Genomic DNA, 16,941 nt, shown 5'->3' with positions numbered 1-16,941 from the left:
ATAAACCACTATTCTCTAAACGAAAGAGAGAATAGTGGTTTGAATTTTTATAGAAGAAATTAAATATCTTATTACTATTTAATTTCAATCGCTGAAGTAATATCGTTCCAATCAGCAGCTAAATTAGCAGTTTTACCGTACCAATCAGCATGTTTAAATAAAACGCCTTTTCCATATCCTTGTGTTGAAGTGTGCTCCCAAAGTGTCGTTGAATAACTTGCAGAAGGTGACGCTGTACTTACAGAAGAAATTCTGTCATTCCAGCTAGATGGTAAGTTTTTAAAGCCGCTACTCCAGTAAATATATTGGCCACCTTTATCTTTATGTTCATAAAAATCAGTACTACCAGCACCGCTACCTAAAGGATTAATTTTATTTTTAATTGCTTTTTTATCCTTTTCAATATACGCATCTAATGTTTCACGGCTAGTAAAACCATAAGCTAGCCAATCTCCATTTTCATTTTGCTTAGGTAATACCATAGTAATTTGGATATCTTTCTTATCCTGATCACTTAATTTTGCAAATGAATTAACATTTTGTTCATCCACTTTTAAATAATCAAATGACTTAATTGTGTTACTTTTTTCTTCAGCACTTACCGCACCTAGTCCTCCAGTTAGTGCAAAACCCGCTACTAATGTCCCTGCTACTAATTTCTTCAACATATAACCATCCCTTTTTGTTTGAATTTTTGTACAGGTGAATCTTGTACAGCTAAAATGTATTCTAATTTTATACTTTTGTAAATATTCTGAAGTTTTAGAAATAATAGGCGGAATATTTACATTTTTACATTATTTCTTTAGAAAAAATGGTTATTGGAATGATATAATAAGTGGATGTATTGCTTTTACTGGATGTAAAGATATTTTAGGAGAGGTGTCATTGAAATATTTTACAAGAGAATGGTATAAAAAAATGCAAGTTTTAGAATTTGTAAGTTTTATAGAGTCTATAAAAGAATGGTCGGAAATGGATATACAAAGTTTAAAGGAAGAAATAGAGGAAAGGAAAATAGATTTATTAAAATTCCTTCCTGAATCGATATACTCAATTATACAAAACATCACAATTAATTCAGAATATCCATCAGGTGAACTGAAAAAACGTATGCAAGAGTGGACAACAGATTATGAGAAAAGAATGGCACAATTAGATCAATCATACGTAGAATATTTTAATTCCATTGAGAAAAAACTTCCGTCAAATGTCGCTCAGTTACACAAGACATCACTACACGATAGTGTAATTAAAGTAATAAAGAGAGAATCAGAAGATACTTTGTCTATCGTATTAGATTGCAGTGGTACTTTTAGTGAATTTGATAAACTTGAAGTAACCTTTATAGGAGTCACAAATTGTTCTATGCCGGAAAACTTTGAAAATGCTTGGTGGTTATATCATGAAATAGCTCTTACTGAAGATGGTTTTGAACTAGGTGTTTTATTTGACTGTCCATTTAGAGAAGTGACGATTTGTGCGACAGATGTATTACTTGTGAATAAATAATTTTTTATGGAGCATTACAAACGTTTGACATAATAAAAAAATAAAGTTATTGTAGATACATGAAGTCTACAATAGGGGCTGTACTATGAAATATTCTAAAGCTACAAATTATGCTCTTCATACAATACTTTTTCTGGCAAAGGCTACACCAAATAGGTTAGTTAGTGTTCACCAATTAGCAGAAATGCAAAATGTTTCACCAACGTACTTGTCTAAAATACTAACTAAGTTGACGAAGGAAGGGATGATACATTCATCATCTGGTCCAAAGGGCGGTTACTCGCTTAGTAAGAATTGGGAAGATATTTCATTTTTAGATATTATACATGCAATTGAAGGTAAAACATCATTGTTTGAATGTTGTTTACATGACAAACCGGGATGTTTAATTAATGAAGTAATGCTTGCAGCAGAAGAGAAAATGGAAGAAGAGTTACGAAATCAAAAAATCGTAGATCTTGCGAAAAAAATAAAAGTGGATTTTTAATCTGCTTTTATTTTTAAATTAATTAAGGATAAAAAGACTCTTTGATATCTTTAATTGTAGTTAGAAAATGATATGAAGAAGGAGAGAAGATGATGACTAAATTTTGGAATGATCGATATAAATCAGATGAATATTTTTACGGGGAAGAACCTAATACATTTATTAAAGAACAAGCATTTCGTTTAGCAAATCACAATAAAGTAATAGCTTTCGCGGAGGGAGAAGGTAGAAATGCTGTATTTCTAGCAAGACAAGGGAACGAAGTAACAGCTATTGATTATTCGGAAGATGGATTAGAGAAGACAAAAAAATTGGCAGAGAAGCATAACGTAAACGTGCATACAAAAAAAGTAGATTTATTAGCTGATAGTTTGCCAGAAAATGAATATGATGCAGCAATTATGGTATTTGGACATTTTCATGATGATTATAAAAAAATGATATTAGGTAAAATGATACAAACGATAAAGCCTGGTGGTTTAATTATGTTTGAAGTTTACTCAAAAAAACAAATAAACTATGGTACTGGTGGACCAAAAGATGTTGATATGCTGTATGATCCAATTGATATCCTTACTTGGTGTGAAAAACATAAGGTAATTCATTTCTTTAATGGCGAACAAGAGCGAATTGAAGGGAAAGGGCACACTGGTTTAGCTGATGTTATTCAAGTTGTTATTAGAAAATGAATATAAGTGTTAATGAAAGTTAAATGTATGAATGTAAAAGACCAGTCATGTAAGACTGGTCTTTCTATTTAGATACTAAATTATCAAGCTTCCAATATGTATCTGTTAACGGCGCTGCTTTGCTATCTATGTATAAATACATATTATTTAAATCTTTTGGTGAAGTTTTCAGTTCAAATACAACGTCAGTAGTTAAAGAGAACTCGTGTGGAACATTTTTATAGTGCTCGTCATCTATCGGATGAGCTTCACCTTCATATTTCTCACCAGTTTTTTCATCTTGTATGAAATATTTTATTTCCGAAAGATCAATAGTTTGTCCATCGTCTCGAACATTATTAATCATAACACGAGTAGTAAGGCGCCGCTCTTTGTCTATTTTTTCAAACTTTGCATTCTCAACTGTCGCTCTATAGTATTCGTTTTTAACTATTTCTCCATAGTGCATTGCATTCTTTTCGAGAGCGCTCTTTTCTTGTTTTGATGTAGTATTGCTATTACATCCTGTTAATATTCCAGTAAATAATAATGCTGTACATGTCGTTTTGATTAATGATTTCATAGTAATCCCTTTCTGTATTAAAAAGTAAAACATAGGAATAATTTTACATCAATAGGAAGGTAAATGGAAGTGTTTTTGCGTAATATACAGATATACATTTATTTGGTTGTCAAGTTAACAGGATAGAAAGAGGGAGAAGACTGTATAAAACGGAATAAATAAGAATTGAAAATATTGTAAAACGGAAGAGGCATGCATATAATTAAAATAAAGTTTAAGTTTCTGAACCTTCAATAACGGTGGTGATAACATGTTTACTGAAGAACGTCGAGAGAAAATTTTAGAACGACTTAATACAGATGGAAGAGTAATAGCAAAGGATCTTGCGGAAAGATTTGATATGTCTATTGATTCTATAAGAAGAGATTTGTCTATTATGGAAAAGGATGGTTTATTAAAAAGAACGCACGGAGGTGCAATTGAACTTACGCGAGTGAGAAACTTAGCTGCGGAACCAACTAAACGTTATAGTGATAGCTCAATATATGAGGACACAATTGCAAGAGTTGCGGTATCTTATATACAAGAAGGTGATTCAATTTTTATTGGCGGGGCTCCCGTTCATAATGCGATGCTGAAATATTTACCGGAAGTATCATTTACGGTTATTACGAATTCTATAGAAATAGCTGGTTATCTACGAGAATATAAGAATATTGATACGTATTTAATTGGCGGAAAAGTAAAACCTTCAGGAAATATTACTGATACACTTGCTTCTGAATTGATAAGTAGATTTTCTATTGATCTTTATTTCTCTACAGGTGGAGGCATTTCATTACAAGGTATTAGTACTGCAACACCTGAAGTTGCTTATTTTAGTAAAAGAGTAAATAAAATTGCTAGAAGAAATATTTGTTTAGCTCCGCATAATAAACTTGGAATAGATTGTTTTATAAGAGGAGAGTCTCTAAAAGAAATTGACCTTATTATAACTGATGAAGAGGCTAGTAAAGAAACTGTTCAGGAATTTGAGAAACAAGGTAAACAAGTTGTAATAGCGCCATTATATTCATTTGAAAGGAGTTTGACATGATTGTAAAAGAACAAGAGTTTCATATAAATGGATTAACTTATACAATTCGTTCTGCAGCTGAGAAAGATGCTGAGCAGTTATCGAAAACTAGAGTTCAGATTGATGGAGAAACTGAAAATATGGATAGAGATGCTGGAGAGGGATTTATAGATGACCTAGGGTTTCAAAAAATAATAAAAACAGATAGTGAAGAGACTAAGAATCTCTTTTTAGTTGCAGAAGTGCACAATCGAATCGTTGGATTTTCAAGATGTGAAGGATCAAATTTTAAGAGATTATCTCATAAAGTGGAGTTTGGCGTTTGCATTTTAAAAGAGTTTTGGGGATATAGAATGGGGAAGAGCCTATTACAACAATCTATTAAATGGGCTGACGAAAATGCAGTAAATAAAATATCTTTACAAGTATTAGAGACAAACGAGAAAGCTATTCATCTTTATAAAAAATTAGGTTTTGAAGTAGAAGGCATTTTGAAAAATGACAAAAGACTATCGGATGGAAAGTATTATAATACGGTAGTGATGGGAAGATTTACTAATACTTTTCATGAAAGAGGTGAAGAAGTATGTTTTACAGAAGGAAGTACTATGTAGTGAAAAATGAATTTATAGAAGTATTTAATGATCATTTCAATAATACGAACTTACCTAATCAATTAAAGCATGGTTCTAGGCTAATAGGACGCTGGATGAAAGATAATAAGAATGGTACGTATGAAGTATTTGCCATATGGGAATATGATAGTTATGAACAGTATAATGAAATAGAATCGAAAATTAGAAGTGACGAGAGGCATATTAAAAGAATACATGAATGGTATGAAAACCATGGCGGGAAAGAATATGTTTTACAGGAGTACATAGTAGAGATGAAAAATGAAGAGTTAGTATGTACTGTAAAGTAACAGAGGGGTGAGGGATAATAGAAATTAAAACAAAATTATATTTTAGTTTAGCATCCGCTATTTTATTTGCAATAGCCGTGATTGTTTTCTTTATAAATGGTAATCCACAAAAGTGGTTTTGGTTATGTATTTTCTTTGCGTCCATTATACAAAATATAGTGCTACTAAAAAAGAATAAAGAAGTGCATTAGGATATTCAAATTATTAACATATTTGTGTCGTATTGCTAGTTGTATTGAAAACGCTTTTATTCAGTTTTATAATAAAATTATGTTTTATAAATCTCCAAAACAATTAAAAGGGAGATGATACAATGTTAGCTTCACCGTTTTACTTACATACATGGAAAAAGTTTGTTAATGAAGGTGTTCTTGATTCAAATCGCATAAATCAAAGAATTTCAGAATCGTGGCATCGATGTAAACAGGCTAATGTTAATCCTCATATGAATAAAGGTCAGAAAGTTTTGTCTTCTCATATTTTTCGAGAACAAAAGAAAAAGAGTGAAATTTTCCTTGATATAGCATTACCCCAAATACAAAATATGAGAAAAACCATTGATGAACTACAAATGATGGCATTATTAATCGATCCAGATGGTTATGTCCTATCCTTAAGTGGAAATAAACAAACGTTAAAGCGAGCGAAACATATTAATTTTATTGAAGGTGTAAAATGGACGGAAGCAGCTGTGGGGACAAACGCAATAGGAACAGCGCTAGAAATTGAAGAAGCTATTATGATAAGTGGTACTGAACATTACTCCGTGGTATCTCATAGCTGGAGTTGTGCGGCTGCTCCCATTCATAACGATGACGGGAAATTAATTGGTATTCTAGATTTCTCCTGTCCAATTGAATTTTCACATCCATATATGCTCGGTATGGTAACTTCAATTGCACATGCGATTGAACGTGAATGTAGCATAAGAGTTCATCAAAATGAATTACACTTAATCCATCGTTTTTTAGATGTCATTGATAGTGATGAACAAGTAGTTATTTGTAATCATCGTGATGTTATCGTTTCTGCGAGTAAGAGCGTTCGGGAACGAGTAACTAATTGGTCAAGAATGAAACTTGAAGATTTAGTGCACCATGGATTGGAAACTAAATTAGAAATACCGGTATATAGTAATGAAAGAATGATCGGGAAATGTATGTATTTAAAGGAAAACAAACAAATGAATACATATTCTGCTTTCACATTTATAAAAGGAATTACTTTTCCAGGAGTTACCGGGACAAGTAAAGCATTTCAACACACACTAGAAGAAATTAAGCTTGTTTCACCGACTGATGCTAGTGTGTATGTATGTGGTGAGACAGGAGTAGGAAAGGAATATGTCGCGAGAGCGATTCATGAAAATAGTCCAAGAAAAGACGGACCCTTTATAGCTGTTAACTGCGGTTCTTTGCCTAAAGAATTAATGGAAAGTGAATTGTTCGGTTATGCTGAAGGTGCGTTTACAGGTGCGCGACGTCAAGGATATAAAGGGAAATTTGAACAAGCGAATGGAGGAACACTGTTTTTAGATGAAATTGGCGAAGTACCACCAGAGATGCAAGTAGCCTTATTGCGTGTTTTACAAGAACGCACAATAACTCCAATAGGAAGTTCAAAAGAGGTACCAGTAAATATTCGTATTATTACTGCCACACATAAAGATTTACTAAGGTTAGTAGAAGAAGGGAAATTCCGTCAAGATTTATATTATCGTTTGCACGTTTATCCGTTATATGTTCCATCGTTATTAGAAAGAAAAGAGGATATCCCATATTTTATACAACACTTTTGCGAACGGAAGAATTGGAATGTTGTATTTCCTAAAAGTATTTGCAATCAATTTTTACAACATACATGGCCCGGAAATATTCGGGAACTAGTAAATGTATTAGAACGCATTTACATTTTGTCGCAAGGACGGGAAATATGCGAAAAACAAGTCGCTTTTTTGATACAAACAATGATGGGAAATCAACAACAACTTGAGTTACAAGTTGAAAATAAAACAGAACAGACATTACATTTTCGCGAAAAAATACAGCGTGATAGCATGATTGAAGCATTACAAAAGACAAACGGAAATGTTTCATTAGCTGCAAAACTATTAGATGTACCCCGTAGTACATTTTATAAACGAATGCAAAAATATAAGTTATAAAGTAGATTTTTGTAATCTACTTTTTCTTTGTGGGCTCATGTTCTGTCGGAATGTGCGCTTACCGGGGAAATAATAGAATTGTTAGAAGGGAAATTTCCTAATGGGGGTTAGTGTGTGAAGTACATTGAAATTGGAATCGGGAATAGGTGGTTCGTTCGAACAGAAACCGAAAATAAAGATGGAACTGAATTTGAAGAACGAGGAATTATAAAACCTATTTATTTTGAGTCTTTATACATACGTATTTGGTTTCGGAAAACTTGTTTTATTTTTGATACGAAAGAGGGGTTTAAGAAAGATAAGAAGAGGAGGGTTGAATATAAATTTATAGTTGGAATTGTAAGTAGACTGGATAAAGAAGAAGTGGGCTAACATACGTAGTTATATTGGACAGGAAATTCTTTTGACTTATATCAAATTCATGAAAAGCACATTTACTAAATATAAATTGTTAATAAAACCACTAAAAATTATTATCAAGACCTAAAAGCTAAAAATCCTAAAAAAATAAAGGTGAGCGCATATTATACATGACTAATATGTACTCACCTTTATTTTATTGTTCAATTAAAGGGCCAGATTGTTGAGGAAACAGGAATAATAAGAATACTCAAAATATTGTTTGTGAAGTGTTACACTTAAACTAACGGGCAGTTTAGCTTAAGTACATTTTTTCACAAATTTAAATGGGGAAATTTCCCCATTTTTTATACCAGCTTAACGTTGATTCGGGAATATTGAACTTCGCTACCTGCTAATTGAATTCTACTTCATCTGGAGACCTTTAAATTAAAATGCTTCCTTTCTTCTGACAGACTTATTAAATTTCGAAAACAATCAATTCAATCATCTTTTCGTATAGAAAAACTTATTAAGAAACATGCACTAGAAAAAATATAAATCATATATAGGAGATATCCCGTTTGAATGCTTGAGGAGGATATTATGAAACCTATGTTACCTAGTGAAAAATATTTCGGTAATTTAGAACTAGTTTATGCATTTTATGGGGCTATGCCTACAGGTGTTACTGTTTCAGAAACCGGTCGTATTTTCATTTGCTTTCCGAAATGGGGAGACGATGTTAAATTTACGGTGGCGGAAATTTTTGAGGATAAATTGCAGCCTTATCCTAATTTACAAACCAATTTAGCTAACCCCGAGAATATCCCAATGACTTTCATCAGTGTCCAAAGTGTAGTTGCTGATGGAAGGGGAACGCTTTGGATATTAGATACAGCGGCACCCAATTTTTCTGAACCTATTAAAGGGGGAGCAAAATTAGTCGCTGTTGATTTAGAAACCAATACAATAAGAAAAGTATATACCTTTACAGAAGATGTTGTCCTGCCTACAACTTATCTGAATGATGTCCGTTTTGATTTTCGTGTTGGAAAAGCAGGTTATGCCTATATAACGGATTCTTCTTCGAGAGGACCAGGAGCTATTATCGTCGTAGATTTATCAAATGGAAACGCGTTCAGACGGTTAAATGGAGCAAATTCAACTTCACCCGATCCCTATTTTTTACCGAAAGTAGAAGGTCAAATTTTAGTGAATCGAAACAAAGACGGTTCAACTTCTCCATTTAGGTTGGCGTCTGATAGTCTTGCGATTTCTCCCGATGGAAAGATATTATTTTTTGCTCCACTAACCAGTCGGCATTTGTTCTCGATCTCAACAGAAGCCCTGAGAAACAGAACGATACCGGACATGAATTTACCTTATCATGTGGAGTATTGGGGAGAAAAAGGTGCGTCTGATGGAATGATCACTGATGCAAAGGGAACTGTTTATGCTGGAGATTATGAAAACAACAGTATCCGTAAGATATTGCCAAATGGCATAATGGAAACTATCGCACATGATCCGAGAATTTTGTGGCCGGATACTTTTTCAATTGGTCCGGATCAATATTTGTATGTCATTGTGAACCAATTACATCGACAGCCTAGATTTCATTATGGAAAAGACTTACGACAGAAACCTTATAGTTTACTTCGTATCAAAATTGATGAATTTCCTGCTCCGACCTTTTCATAATAAAAATAGTCAATGAATTGTTTTCATTGATAGAAAATGATCAAACTTTTTTATAAAACCAAAACATAAACCTGCTGGATAAGAATCCATTTTGATCAATCTTTTTCAAAATGGATTCTTTTTATTTACCATAGAATACGGGTTAACACGATATTTTTAATCAAACTTTATTTTAAAATTACGAAGAAACTCATGAATGTTTTAAAAAATATGGTGAAGTAGTAATACCCGAACTTATGAGTGAAATTAATGAAAAGTTAAAATGGGATGTTGTTAGTTATGTAGATCATAAGGAGTATGCTTTATGGCCACTACTAAAATATTTTAAAAAGATAATTAAACAAGATTCACAAGAATGGAAAACGCGAGGTTTAGAACTGTATAAATTATCTAGTGTAGCAGATATAAAGGGGAGTAATTTTCTTATCCTTTCTATATAGAAATTGCTATTGGTATTATTATACAATAGGTGTCAGAAAATACAGTTGTTTATTATTGGAGTGGGAGAGAATTATATGTCGATGTCGCTATATTATAAAAAAATCCGTGAGCAATTAGGCCATGAACTAATTCTAATACCGAGTGTAGCTGCTGTTATAAAGAATGGGCAGGGAGATATTTTGTTTCAATATCCTGGCGGGGAATACTGGAGTTTGCCAGCTGGAGCAATTGAGCCTGGAGAAACTCCAGAAGAAGCGGTAGTTCGTGAAGTGTGGGAAGAAACGGGTTTGAAAGTGCAAGTAAAAAAACAAAAAGGGGTATTTGGAGGGGAAAGGTTCCGTCATATATATCCGAATGGCGATCAAGTAGAATATATTGTTGTTGTGTTTGAATGTGAAATTACTAGTGGAAAACTGAAATCGATAGATGGTGAATCTTTAAAACTACAATATTTCTCATTTTCTGAAAAGCCTACTTTAGCGCTACCATACCCAGATAATATATTTTTATAGATGTAAAATAACACACCTTACTTATTGAAGGTGTGTTATTTATATAACCCGGTCGTATACATCTCCGTTAGCGTATACACAATTTCCTCTAAGTTAATCTTTTTATCATTTTGCGTAATAGTCCAAAGAAACGATTCATTCATCGCGAACCAACCGCGTGCTACAATCTCTTTATTTAAATTAGGTTGTGCTAATCCACTTTCTTGAGAGTAAGTAATATCCTGTTTAATACTTGTTATAAAACGTTCCCGAATCTCATCCCATTTTTGCCGTATTTCTCTTGATAATCCTATCGCTTCCTCTACAACTTGCAAAATAGCGCGTTCTGCATCTGCTAATTGCAGGAATGCTCTAACTTGATTTTGGATCATTATACGTGCTTCCTCTTTTGTTTGTGGAGAAAAAGAGCGCTCAGCAATATTATAAAATTGATTCATAACATCTTCCATTAAACTAATTAGGAGATCATCTTTGTTTTTGAAGTATACATATGCTGTTCCATAACCAGTTTCTGCATGTTTAATAATTTGTGTAATTGTCGTTTTTTGAAATCCATTATTTATAAAAATAGTGTAACCAGAGTGTAATAGTTTCTTCTTCGTTTCTAAGGAGCGGTGTTTTCTTGATGAAAGAGTAGAGTTTTTCAAAGAATCACCTCTTTATACTGAAATATCTGAAAATATAACTGTATTGTAAAAGAAGTTCATATATAAAGTCAACTGACATAATATCATTGACGTTGTATCAATTAAGGTGATATATTTCAATTAGTTAGAATAAAAAGAAAATTAAGAGAAGGTGACACCATGTATAAAGAACCATTTCAACCAACTTATGAGTATGCGCTTGAATGTGATAAACATGATGAACTGAAAGATTTTCAAACTGAATTCTATAAAAAAGAAGGTACTATATATTTAGATGGAAACTCATTAGGGCTACTTTCAAAAAGAGCAGAGAAATCATTACTTACGTTGCTAGATTCGTGGAAAGAGTATGGCATTGACGGCTGGACAGAAGGTGAGCACCCGTGGTTTTTCCTTTCAGAGAAATTAGGTAAACTTACAGCCCCTCTTATTGGTGCTTTACCGGAAGAAACTATTGTAACCGGTTCTACAACTACAAATATACACCAAGTTATTGCGACGTTTTACGAACCAAAAGGAATACGTACAAAAATACTTGCGGATGAATTAACTTTCCCATCAGATATTTATGCACTTCAAAGTCAAATTCGTTTAAAAGGATTAGATCCAGAGGAGCATTTAGTAAGAGTGAAAAGCCGAGATGGTAGAACACTTTCTGAAGAAGATATTATCCATACGATGGAAGATGATATCGCTTTAATTTTATTACCTTCTGTTTTATATAGAAGTGGTCAAATTCTTGATATGAAACGTTTAACAACGGAAGCTCATAAACGCGGCATTCACATTGGATTTGATTTATGCCATTCAATAGGATCTATTCCGCATCATTTCAAAGATTGGGATGTCGATTTTGCTGTTTGGTGCAATTATAAATATTTAAATGCAGGACCGGGTGGCGTTGCAGGAATTTATGTGAATAATAAACATTTTAATAGACTACCAGGGTTGTCTGGATGGTTTAGTTCTAGAAAAGATAAGCAGTTTGATATGGAGCATACATTAACAGCTGCTGATCATGCAGGTGCTTATCAAATTGGTACACCGCACGTTTTAAGTACAGCACCATTAATTGGTTCACTTGAAATTTTCAAAGATGCAGGTATTGAGCGTTTACGTGAGAAATCTTTACATATTACGAGATACATGCTGAATTTAATTGGACATGAATTAAAAGATTTCGAATTTACAATTGGAAATCCATTAGAGGATGAAAAACGAGGCGGGCACATTTATTTAGAGCATGCAGAAGCAGCACGTATATGTAAAGCACTAAAAGCAAATGGAGTAATTCCAGATTTTAGAGCGCCAAATGGGGTGAGACTTGCGCCGGTCGCTTTATATAACACATACGAAGAAGTGTGGAAATCTGTACAAATATTAAAGAAAATTATGAAAAATGAAGAGTATAAGCAGTTTGAAAATAAGCGAGAGGTTGTGGCATAAATATGAAAACATCAGAGTGGATTGATATTTCACAACCGCTAAATAATAATATTGCAACGTGGCCAGGAGACACACCGTTCTCGTATGAAGTTTCATGGTCAAAAGAAGAAAGTGGCTCAGTAAATGTCGGAAAGTTAACGATGAGTATTCATACAGGCACTCATATTGATGCACCATTTCATTTTGATAATGATGGAAAGAAAGTATTGGATTTAGATGTTCAAGTTTATGTTGGCCCAGCACGGATTATTGACGTTTCTAATCTTGAAAGCATCGGGAAAAAGGAATTAGAAAGCTTTCATTTAGAAGGTGTAGAACGATTATTATTACGTACATCTTCACATGGAAAAGCTGAAGAATTTCCAGAGGTGATCCCTCATTTACGTGCGGACATAGCGTCGTTTCTTTCAGAGAAAGGTATTCGTTTAATCGGAGTAGATGTACCATCAGTTGATCCGCTAGATGATAAAGAATTAGCAGCGCATCATCAATTATTTAAACATGGAATTCATATTTTAGAAAATGTCGTACTAGATCATGTAGCAGACGGTGATTATGAACTTATTGCATTACCACTTGCATTAACTGATGCAGATGGAAGTCCAGTTCGAGCCGTTATTAGACCAATATAAGTAGAATCATATAAAAGGGGCGTTTGGCTAATATGAAAGAAAATGAAAAAGTAATTATGGAAAAAGGGATTCATACGGATTTTAAAGAGAATATGACGTATGGGGAGTATTTACAATTAGATAGTTTACTATCTTCTCAAAAAAGATTATCGGACCATCATGATGAAATGTTATTTATCGTTATTCACCAAGCAAGTGAGCTTTGGATGAAGCTCATTTTACATGAGCTAAATGCGGCGATTGAATCTATTAAACAAGATAAATTACAACCAGCTTTTAAAATGTTAGCACGTGTATCAAAAGTTCAGTCTCAAATTATTCAATCTTGGGATATTCTTGCGACATTAACACCATCAGAATATATTGAGTTTCGTGATTCACTCGGTCAAGCTTCAGGTTTTCAATCGTATCAATATCGTATGATTGAGTATGCACTTGGCTATAAAACGCCACACGCATTAAAAATTTATGAAAAGGATCCAGAATTACATGCACGACTTCATAAAGCGCTACATGCACCAAGTCTATATGATGTCGCGATTCAAGCATTAGTAAAAGAAGGATTCCCTATTCATAAAGATGTGTTAAACCGTGATATTACGCAGCCTTATGAAGAAGATGCAACAGTAGAAGCAGCATGGTTGGAAGTGTATGCGGATGTGAAAAAATATTGGAATTTATATCAGCTTGCTGAAAAATTGATTGATATTGAAGACTGGCTACAACAATGGCGTTTCCGTCATATGAAAACAGTAGAAAGAATTATTGGACATAAAATGGGTACAGGTGGATCCTCCGGTGTTTCTTATTTAAAGCGAGTACTTGATCAACAATTCTTCCCAGAGCTTTGGAATGTTCGTACGAAATTATAAAAATAAACCTGTCAGTTCATTATGGCTGACAGGTTTATTTTTATTTGAGCACAATTATGTTTAAAATGAAGGAACAAGATATAATAAATGGAGTAACTATTTAAATGGAGGTAAAGTTTTTGGATTTCAAGCAACTAGAAAATAAATTCGAAAAGAAAAAAGTGAATACATTTCTTGTTTATCAAAAAGGGGAATTAACAACTGAGTATTATAAAACACCCGAATGTGCAAATAACTTATATAAAATAAATTCGATTACAAAAAGTATCATATCTTTATTAATTGGTATTGCAATTGATAAGGGCTATATAAATGATATACATACATCAATTACAGAGTGGATTGAAAATGTACCTGGAGAAAAACATGATTTAACGCTATATCACTTATTAACAATGACTACTGGTGAGGACTGGAAAGAGTTTGGGAATGGAGTAGTATTCCCAAATGACTTTGTAGAATCAGAGAACTGGGTACAGTACATATTAGAAAAGCCAATAATTGAAGAACCTGCTACAAAAATGAATTATAATTCAGGTTCTTCTCATTTACTGAGCTATATTATTCAAAAAGCTACTGGAATGTCGACAGAGCGGTTTGCAAAGAAATATTTATTTGATCCATTAAAAATTAACGAATACGAGTGGCAACAAGATCCGCAGGGTATATATGTAGGTGGCTTCGGTATAAAAATGAAATCTACCGATTTATTAAAATTAGGAAAATTATGTTTGCAAAATGGATATTGGAGTGAAAAAGAAATTGTATCAGCGAAATGGTTAGAAGAATCAAGTAGGGTGCAATTTGAAACATATGAACATGTCGGCGCATATGGATATCACTGGTGGGTATTACATAACGAAAGATTTCGCATACCGTATTGTATATATTTCGCTATGGGATACGGCGGACAATACATCGTTATCATTCCTCAATTAGAAGTAGTATCTATTATAAGTAGTCATATGCCAAAACGTGGGCTCGTTCCGTTAAAATTATTTATTGAGCATGTACAGGGAAATTCTAATTATATATAAGAAAAGGAGGGAATGTATGAAGGATGAAAAAATTTTATCTTTATTTAGATTCTGTTTAAGTCTTCTAGTATGTAGCGCCATTATTACGCAATTCATAATCAGGGCACAAGTGAAACCGTTCAATCCAGTTAACTTTTTTAGTTTCTTTACGATCGAAAGTAACATTTTAGTTGCATGTATTCTCCTTTTAAGTAGTATCGGAACAGCTACATTTGGTCGATCAGAACAGTTTAGTATACTTCGTGGTGCAGCAACGGTATACATACTTACGACTGGACTCATTTATTTTTTATTATTAAGAGGGTTAGAAGAATCACTTCAAACGGCAATACCATGGGTAAATACGGTGTTACATTATATCATGCCAATTGCTATGCTTTTAGATTGGATATTAAATCCACCTATTAAGAAAATCACTTGGAAACAAGCTGCAAGTTGGCTTTTATTCCCGTTTTTTTACGTTGTATATAGCTTAATACGTGGTCCAATCGTGAATTGGTATCCATATCCATTTTTAGATCCGAGAATAGGTGGATATGGTAAAGTACTTTTATACAGTATAGGGATAGCAGTTGTAATTGGTGCTATTTGTATATTGGTAAGATTTTTAGGGAATCGAAACTTTAGAAAAGAATTTTAGAAATGAAAGAAACCCGGCTGTTATGAATCTAAATAGCCGGGTTTCTTTCATTTTATCTACTCGTCTTCTGAAACGACAACTTTATAAATTTCTCCGTCTTCGTTTCAAATTCTACATCAACAAAAACACCGTATTCTTTTCCGTTCTCACGTAACCACAATTTAAATTTTTCAACAGTTATTTGAACTGTTTTTGGTTTTCTACCTATATGAAGATAGTCAATAATTTCTGCTTTTGGGTATTGTTCTTTCGTCTTTTCTACGGCAAGTTTACCCCATTTTGCATACGGCGGCTGCGCATGAACAATTGATGAGCCTGTATATACATTTGAACATGTTGTTAGGAACAGAAGGACGAGTGCGACACGTTTTAACAAATTATTCATGATGAACTCCTTTTATCCTTTTTTTATATTGTTTACATTTTCTTTCTACGATATTAGTTTGGATTTTTTTGTCTTCTTTACATAAAAGCGAGGCTTTTACAAAACATAACCAAGAAATCATTTACATAATTAAGGAGGGAAAATTATGCGCCAAAAAGCTATGTTTAAAATAGCAGTTTTACTTGCGTTCATAGGACTGTCTTTAATGGTCAGTAGTATACAACTAAAGAATGTAGAAGCTTTTTCTAATCAAGTTATTCAAAGAGGAGCATCGGGCGAAGATGTTATTGAACTGCAATCTCGTTTAAAATATAACGGGTTTTATACGGGAAAAGTGGATGGTGTTTTCGGATGGGGTACATATTGGGCACTTCGGAATTTTCAAGAGAAATTTGGATTACCCGTTGATGGTTTAGCTGGAGCTAAAACGAAGCAAATGCTCGTGAAGGCAACGAAGTATGACAAATCAACTGCTAATAAAGGAACGACAACGAATAAAGGAAATAGTGGTGGCACTGCACAAGAGAATAAACCACCTCAAAATAAAGGGACAAATGTTCCGAACGGTTATTCTCAAAATGATATTCAGCTGATGGCAAACGCAGTATACGGAGAATCACGTGGTGAACCGTATTTAGGACAAGTTGCAGTAGCTGCTGTTATTTTGAACCGTGTTACAAGTGCGTCATTCCCAAATACTGTTTCAGGTGTAATCTTTGAACCTAGAGCATTTACAGCGGTAGCCGATGGACAAATATATTTAACACCAAATGAAACAGCAAAAAAAGCAGTTTTAGATGCGATTAACGGATGGGATCCAACAGGAAATGCTTTATATTATTTCAATCCAGATACTGCGACTAGTAAATGGATTTGGACTCGTCCACAAATTAAAAAAATCGGTAAACATATTTTCTGTAAATAGAGCGGAG

General features: G+C 33.4%; 20 protein-coding genes. 16 read left to right on the top strand and 4 right to left on the bottom strand.

Annotated features, from left to right (window positions below; all coding sequences use genetic code 11):
• Window positions 1-74: 74 nt before the first annotated feature.
• Window positions 75-668: a hypothetical protein gene (locus MR112_RS13770; RefSeq protein ID WP_000914438.1), complete on the bottom strand. Its 594-nt coding sequence runs from the start codon at window positions 666-668 to the stop codon at window positions 75-77.
• Between the two features lie 220 nt (window positions 669-888).
• Here MR112_RS13770 and MR112_RS13765 point away from each other — a divergent pair, with 220 nt between their 5' ends.
• The 3 genes from MR112_RS13765 to MR112_RS13755 all read left to right on the top strand — a co-directional run bounded on the left by MR112_RS13765 (window position 889) and on the right by MR112_RS13755 (window position 2,688).
• Window positions 889-1,512, top strand: a complete 624-nt coding sequence (locus MR112_RS13765) for a DUF4085 domain-containing protein (protein WP_000873453.1) — start codon at window positions 889-891, stop codon at window positions 1,510-1,512.
• A gap of 85 nt (window positions 1,513-1,597) precedes the next feature.
• Window positions 1,598-1,999 (top strand): Rrf2 family transcriptional regulator, encoded by a 402-nt coding sequence (locus tag MR112_RS13760; RefSeq protein WP_071740729.1) that lies wholly within the window; start codon window positions 1,598-1,600, stop codon window positions 1,997-1,999.
• Between the two features lie 89 nt (window positions 2,000-2,088).
• Window positions 2,089-2,688: a class I SAM-dependent methyltransferase gene (locus MR112_RS13755; protein ID WP_071740728.1), complete on the top strand. Its 600-nt coding sequence runs from the start codon at window positions 2,089-2,091 to the stop codon at window positions 2,686-2,688.
• A 64-nt stretch (window positions 2,689-2,752) separates the two neighbouring features.
• On the opposite strand, the gene MR112_RS13750 is transcribed toward MR112_RS13755, so the two are convergent.
• Window positions 2,753-3,250, bottom strand: a complete 498-nt coding sequence (locus MR112_RS13750) for a hypothetical protein (RefSeq protein ID WP_000838466.1) — start codon at window positions 3,248-3,250, stop codon at window positions 2,753-2,755.
• A 250-nt stretch (window positions 3,251-3,500) separates the two neighbouring features.
• Between MR112_RS13750 and MR112_RS13745 the strand changes: the two genes are divergently transcribed.
• From MR112_RS13745 to MR112_RS13715, 7 genes are all read left to right on the top strand, one after another.
• Entirely contained in the window at window positions 3,501-4,286 is a 786-nt protein-coding gene (locus tag MR112_RS13745; protein ID WP_071740727.1) for a DeoR/GlpR family DNA-binding transcription regulator, read from the top strand.
• Window positions 4,283-4,879 carry a GNAT family N-acetyltransferase gene (locus MR112_RS13740; protein WP_071740726.1) on the top strand — a complete coding sequence of 199 codons (597 nt, stop codon included), beginning with the start codon at window positions 4,283-4,285 and terminating at the stop codon, window positions 4,877-4,879. The genes MR112_RS13745 and MR112_RS13740 overlap by 4 nt, the downstream gene beginning before the upstream one ends.
• On the top strand, window positions 4,852-5,190 hold the full coding sequence (locus MR112_RS13735) for an NIPSNAP family protein (RefSeq protein ID WP_025687589.1): 339 nt from the start codon (window positions 4,852-4,854) through the stop codon (window positions 5,188-5,190). The genes MR112_RS13740 and MR112_RS13735 overlap by 28 nt, the downstream gene beginning before the upstream one ends.
• Window positions 5,191-5,503: 313 nt before the next feature.
• A complete protein-coding gene (locus MR112_RS13730; RefSeq protein WP_078187594.1) occupies window positions 5,504-7,354 on the top strand; it encodes a sigma-54-dependent Fis family transcriptional regulator in 1,851 nt (616 codons plus the stop codon).
• Window positions 7,355-7,468: 114 nt separating this feature from the next.
• The gene (locus MR112_RS13725; RefSeq protein WP_000873841.1) at window positions 7,469-7,726 is read left to right on the top strand and encodes a DUF3977 family protein; all 258 of its coding nucleotides are present in this window, start codon (window positions 7,469-7,471) and stop codon (window positions 7,724-7,726) included.
• Window positions 7,727-8,299: 573 nt separating this feature from the next.
• Entirely contained in the window at window positions 8,300-9,397 is a 1,098-nt protein-coding gene (locus tag MR112_RS13720) for an L-dopachrome tautomerase-related protein (RefSeq protein WP_078187595.1), read from the top strand.
• A gap of 515 nt (window positions 9,398-9,912) precedes the next feature.
• Window positions 9,913-10,350, top strand: coding sequence for an NUDIX hydrolase (locus tag MR112_RS13715; RefSeq protein WP_000062938.1), 438 nt, complete (start codon window positions 9,913-9,915; stop codon window positions 10,348-10,350).
• Window positions 10,351-10,385: 35 nt separating this feature from the next.
• On the opposite strand, the gene MR112_RS13710 is transcribed toward MR112_RS13715, so the two are convergent.
• Window positions 10,386-10,997, bottom strand: a complete 612-nt coding sequence (locus MR112_RS13710) for a TetR/AcrR family transcriptional regulator (RefSeq protein WP_000798536.1) — start codon at window positions 10,995-10,997, stop codon at window positions 10,386-10,388.
• A 159-nt stretch (window positions 10,998-11,156) separates the two neighbouring features.
• Here MR112_RS13710 and kynU point away from each other — a divergent pair, with 159 nt between their 5' ends.
• The 5 genes from kynU (at window position 11,157) to MR112_RS13685 (ending at window position 15,624) form a co-directional block, all read left to right on the top strand.
• On the top strand, window positions 11,157-12,443 hold the full coding sequence (gene kynU / locus MR112_RS13705; RefSeq protein WP_000276299.1) for a kynureninase: 1,287 nt from the start codon (window positions 11,157-11,159) through the stop codon (window positions 12,441-12,443).
• 2 nt (window positions 12,444-12,445) lie between these two features.
• Entirely contained in the window at window positions 12,446-13,075 is a 630-nt protein-coding gene (kynB, locus tag MR112_RS13700) for an arylformamidase (protein WP_000858074.1), read from the top strand.
• Between the two features lie 32 nt (window positions 13,076-13,107).
• Window positions 13,108-13,947: a tryptophan 2,3-dioxygenase gene (gene kynA, locus MR112_RS13695; RefSeq protein ID WP_078187600.1), complete on the top strand. Its 840-nt coding sequence runs from the start codon at window positions 13,108-13,110 to the stop codon at window positions 13,945-13,947.
• A gap of 119 nt (window positions 13,948-14,066) precedes the next feature.
• Window positions 14,067-14,984, top strand: a complete 918-nt coding sequence (locus tag MR112_RS13690) for a serine hydrolase domain-containing protein (RefSeq protein WP_227899879.1) — start codon at window positions 14,067-14,069, stop codon at window positions 14,982-14,984.
• A 16-nt stretch (window positions 14,985-15,000) separates the two neighbouring features.
• Window positions 15,001-15,624, top strand: a complete 624-nt coding sequence (locus tag MR112_RS13685; protein ID WP_227899878.1) for a Pr6Pr family membrane protein — start codon at window positions 15,001-15,003, stop codon at window positions 15,622-15,624.
• A gap of 52 nt (window positions 15,625-15,676) precedes the next feature.
• Here the strand turns inward: MR112_RS13685 and MR112_RS13680 are convergent, their stop codons facing one another.
• Complete coding sequence (locus MR112_RS13680) at window positions 15,677-16,009, bottom strand: DUF3889 domain-containing protein (protein WP_048656493.1); 333 nt, start codon at window positions 16,007-16,009, stop codon at window positions 15,677-15,679.
• 145 nt (window positions 16,010-16,154) lie between these two features.
• Between MR112_RS13680 and sleB the strand changes: the two genes are divergently transcribed.
• The gene (gene sleB, locus MR112_RS13675) at window positions 16,155-16,934 is read left to right on the top strand and encodes a spore cortex-lytic enzyme (protein WP_001249063.1); all 780 of its coding nucleotides are present in this window, start codon (window positions 16,155-16,157) and stop codon (window positions 16,932-16,934) included.
• Window positions 16,935-16,941 lie beyond the last annotated feature (7 nt).

This window comes from Bacillus cereus group sp. BfR-BA-01330 (assembly GCF_022663885.1).
Taxonomy (GTDB): domain Bacteria; phylum Bacillota; class Bacilli; order Bacillales; family Bacillaceae_G; genus Bacillus_A; species Bacillus_A cereus.
The sequence above is the reverse complement of the archived record's forward strand: the minus strand, read 5'-3'. Positions and strand labels throughout refer to the sequence as shown.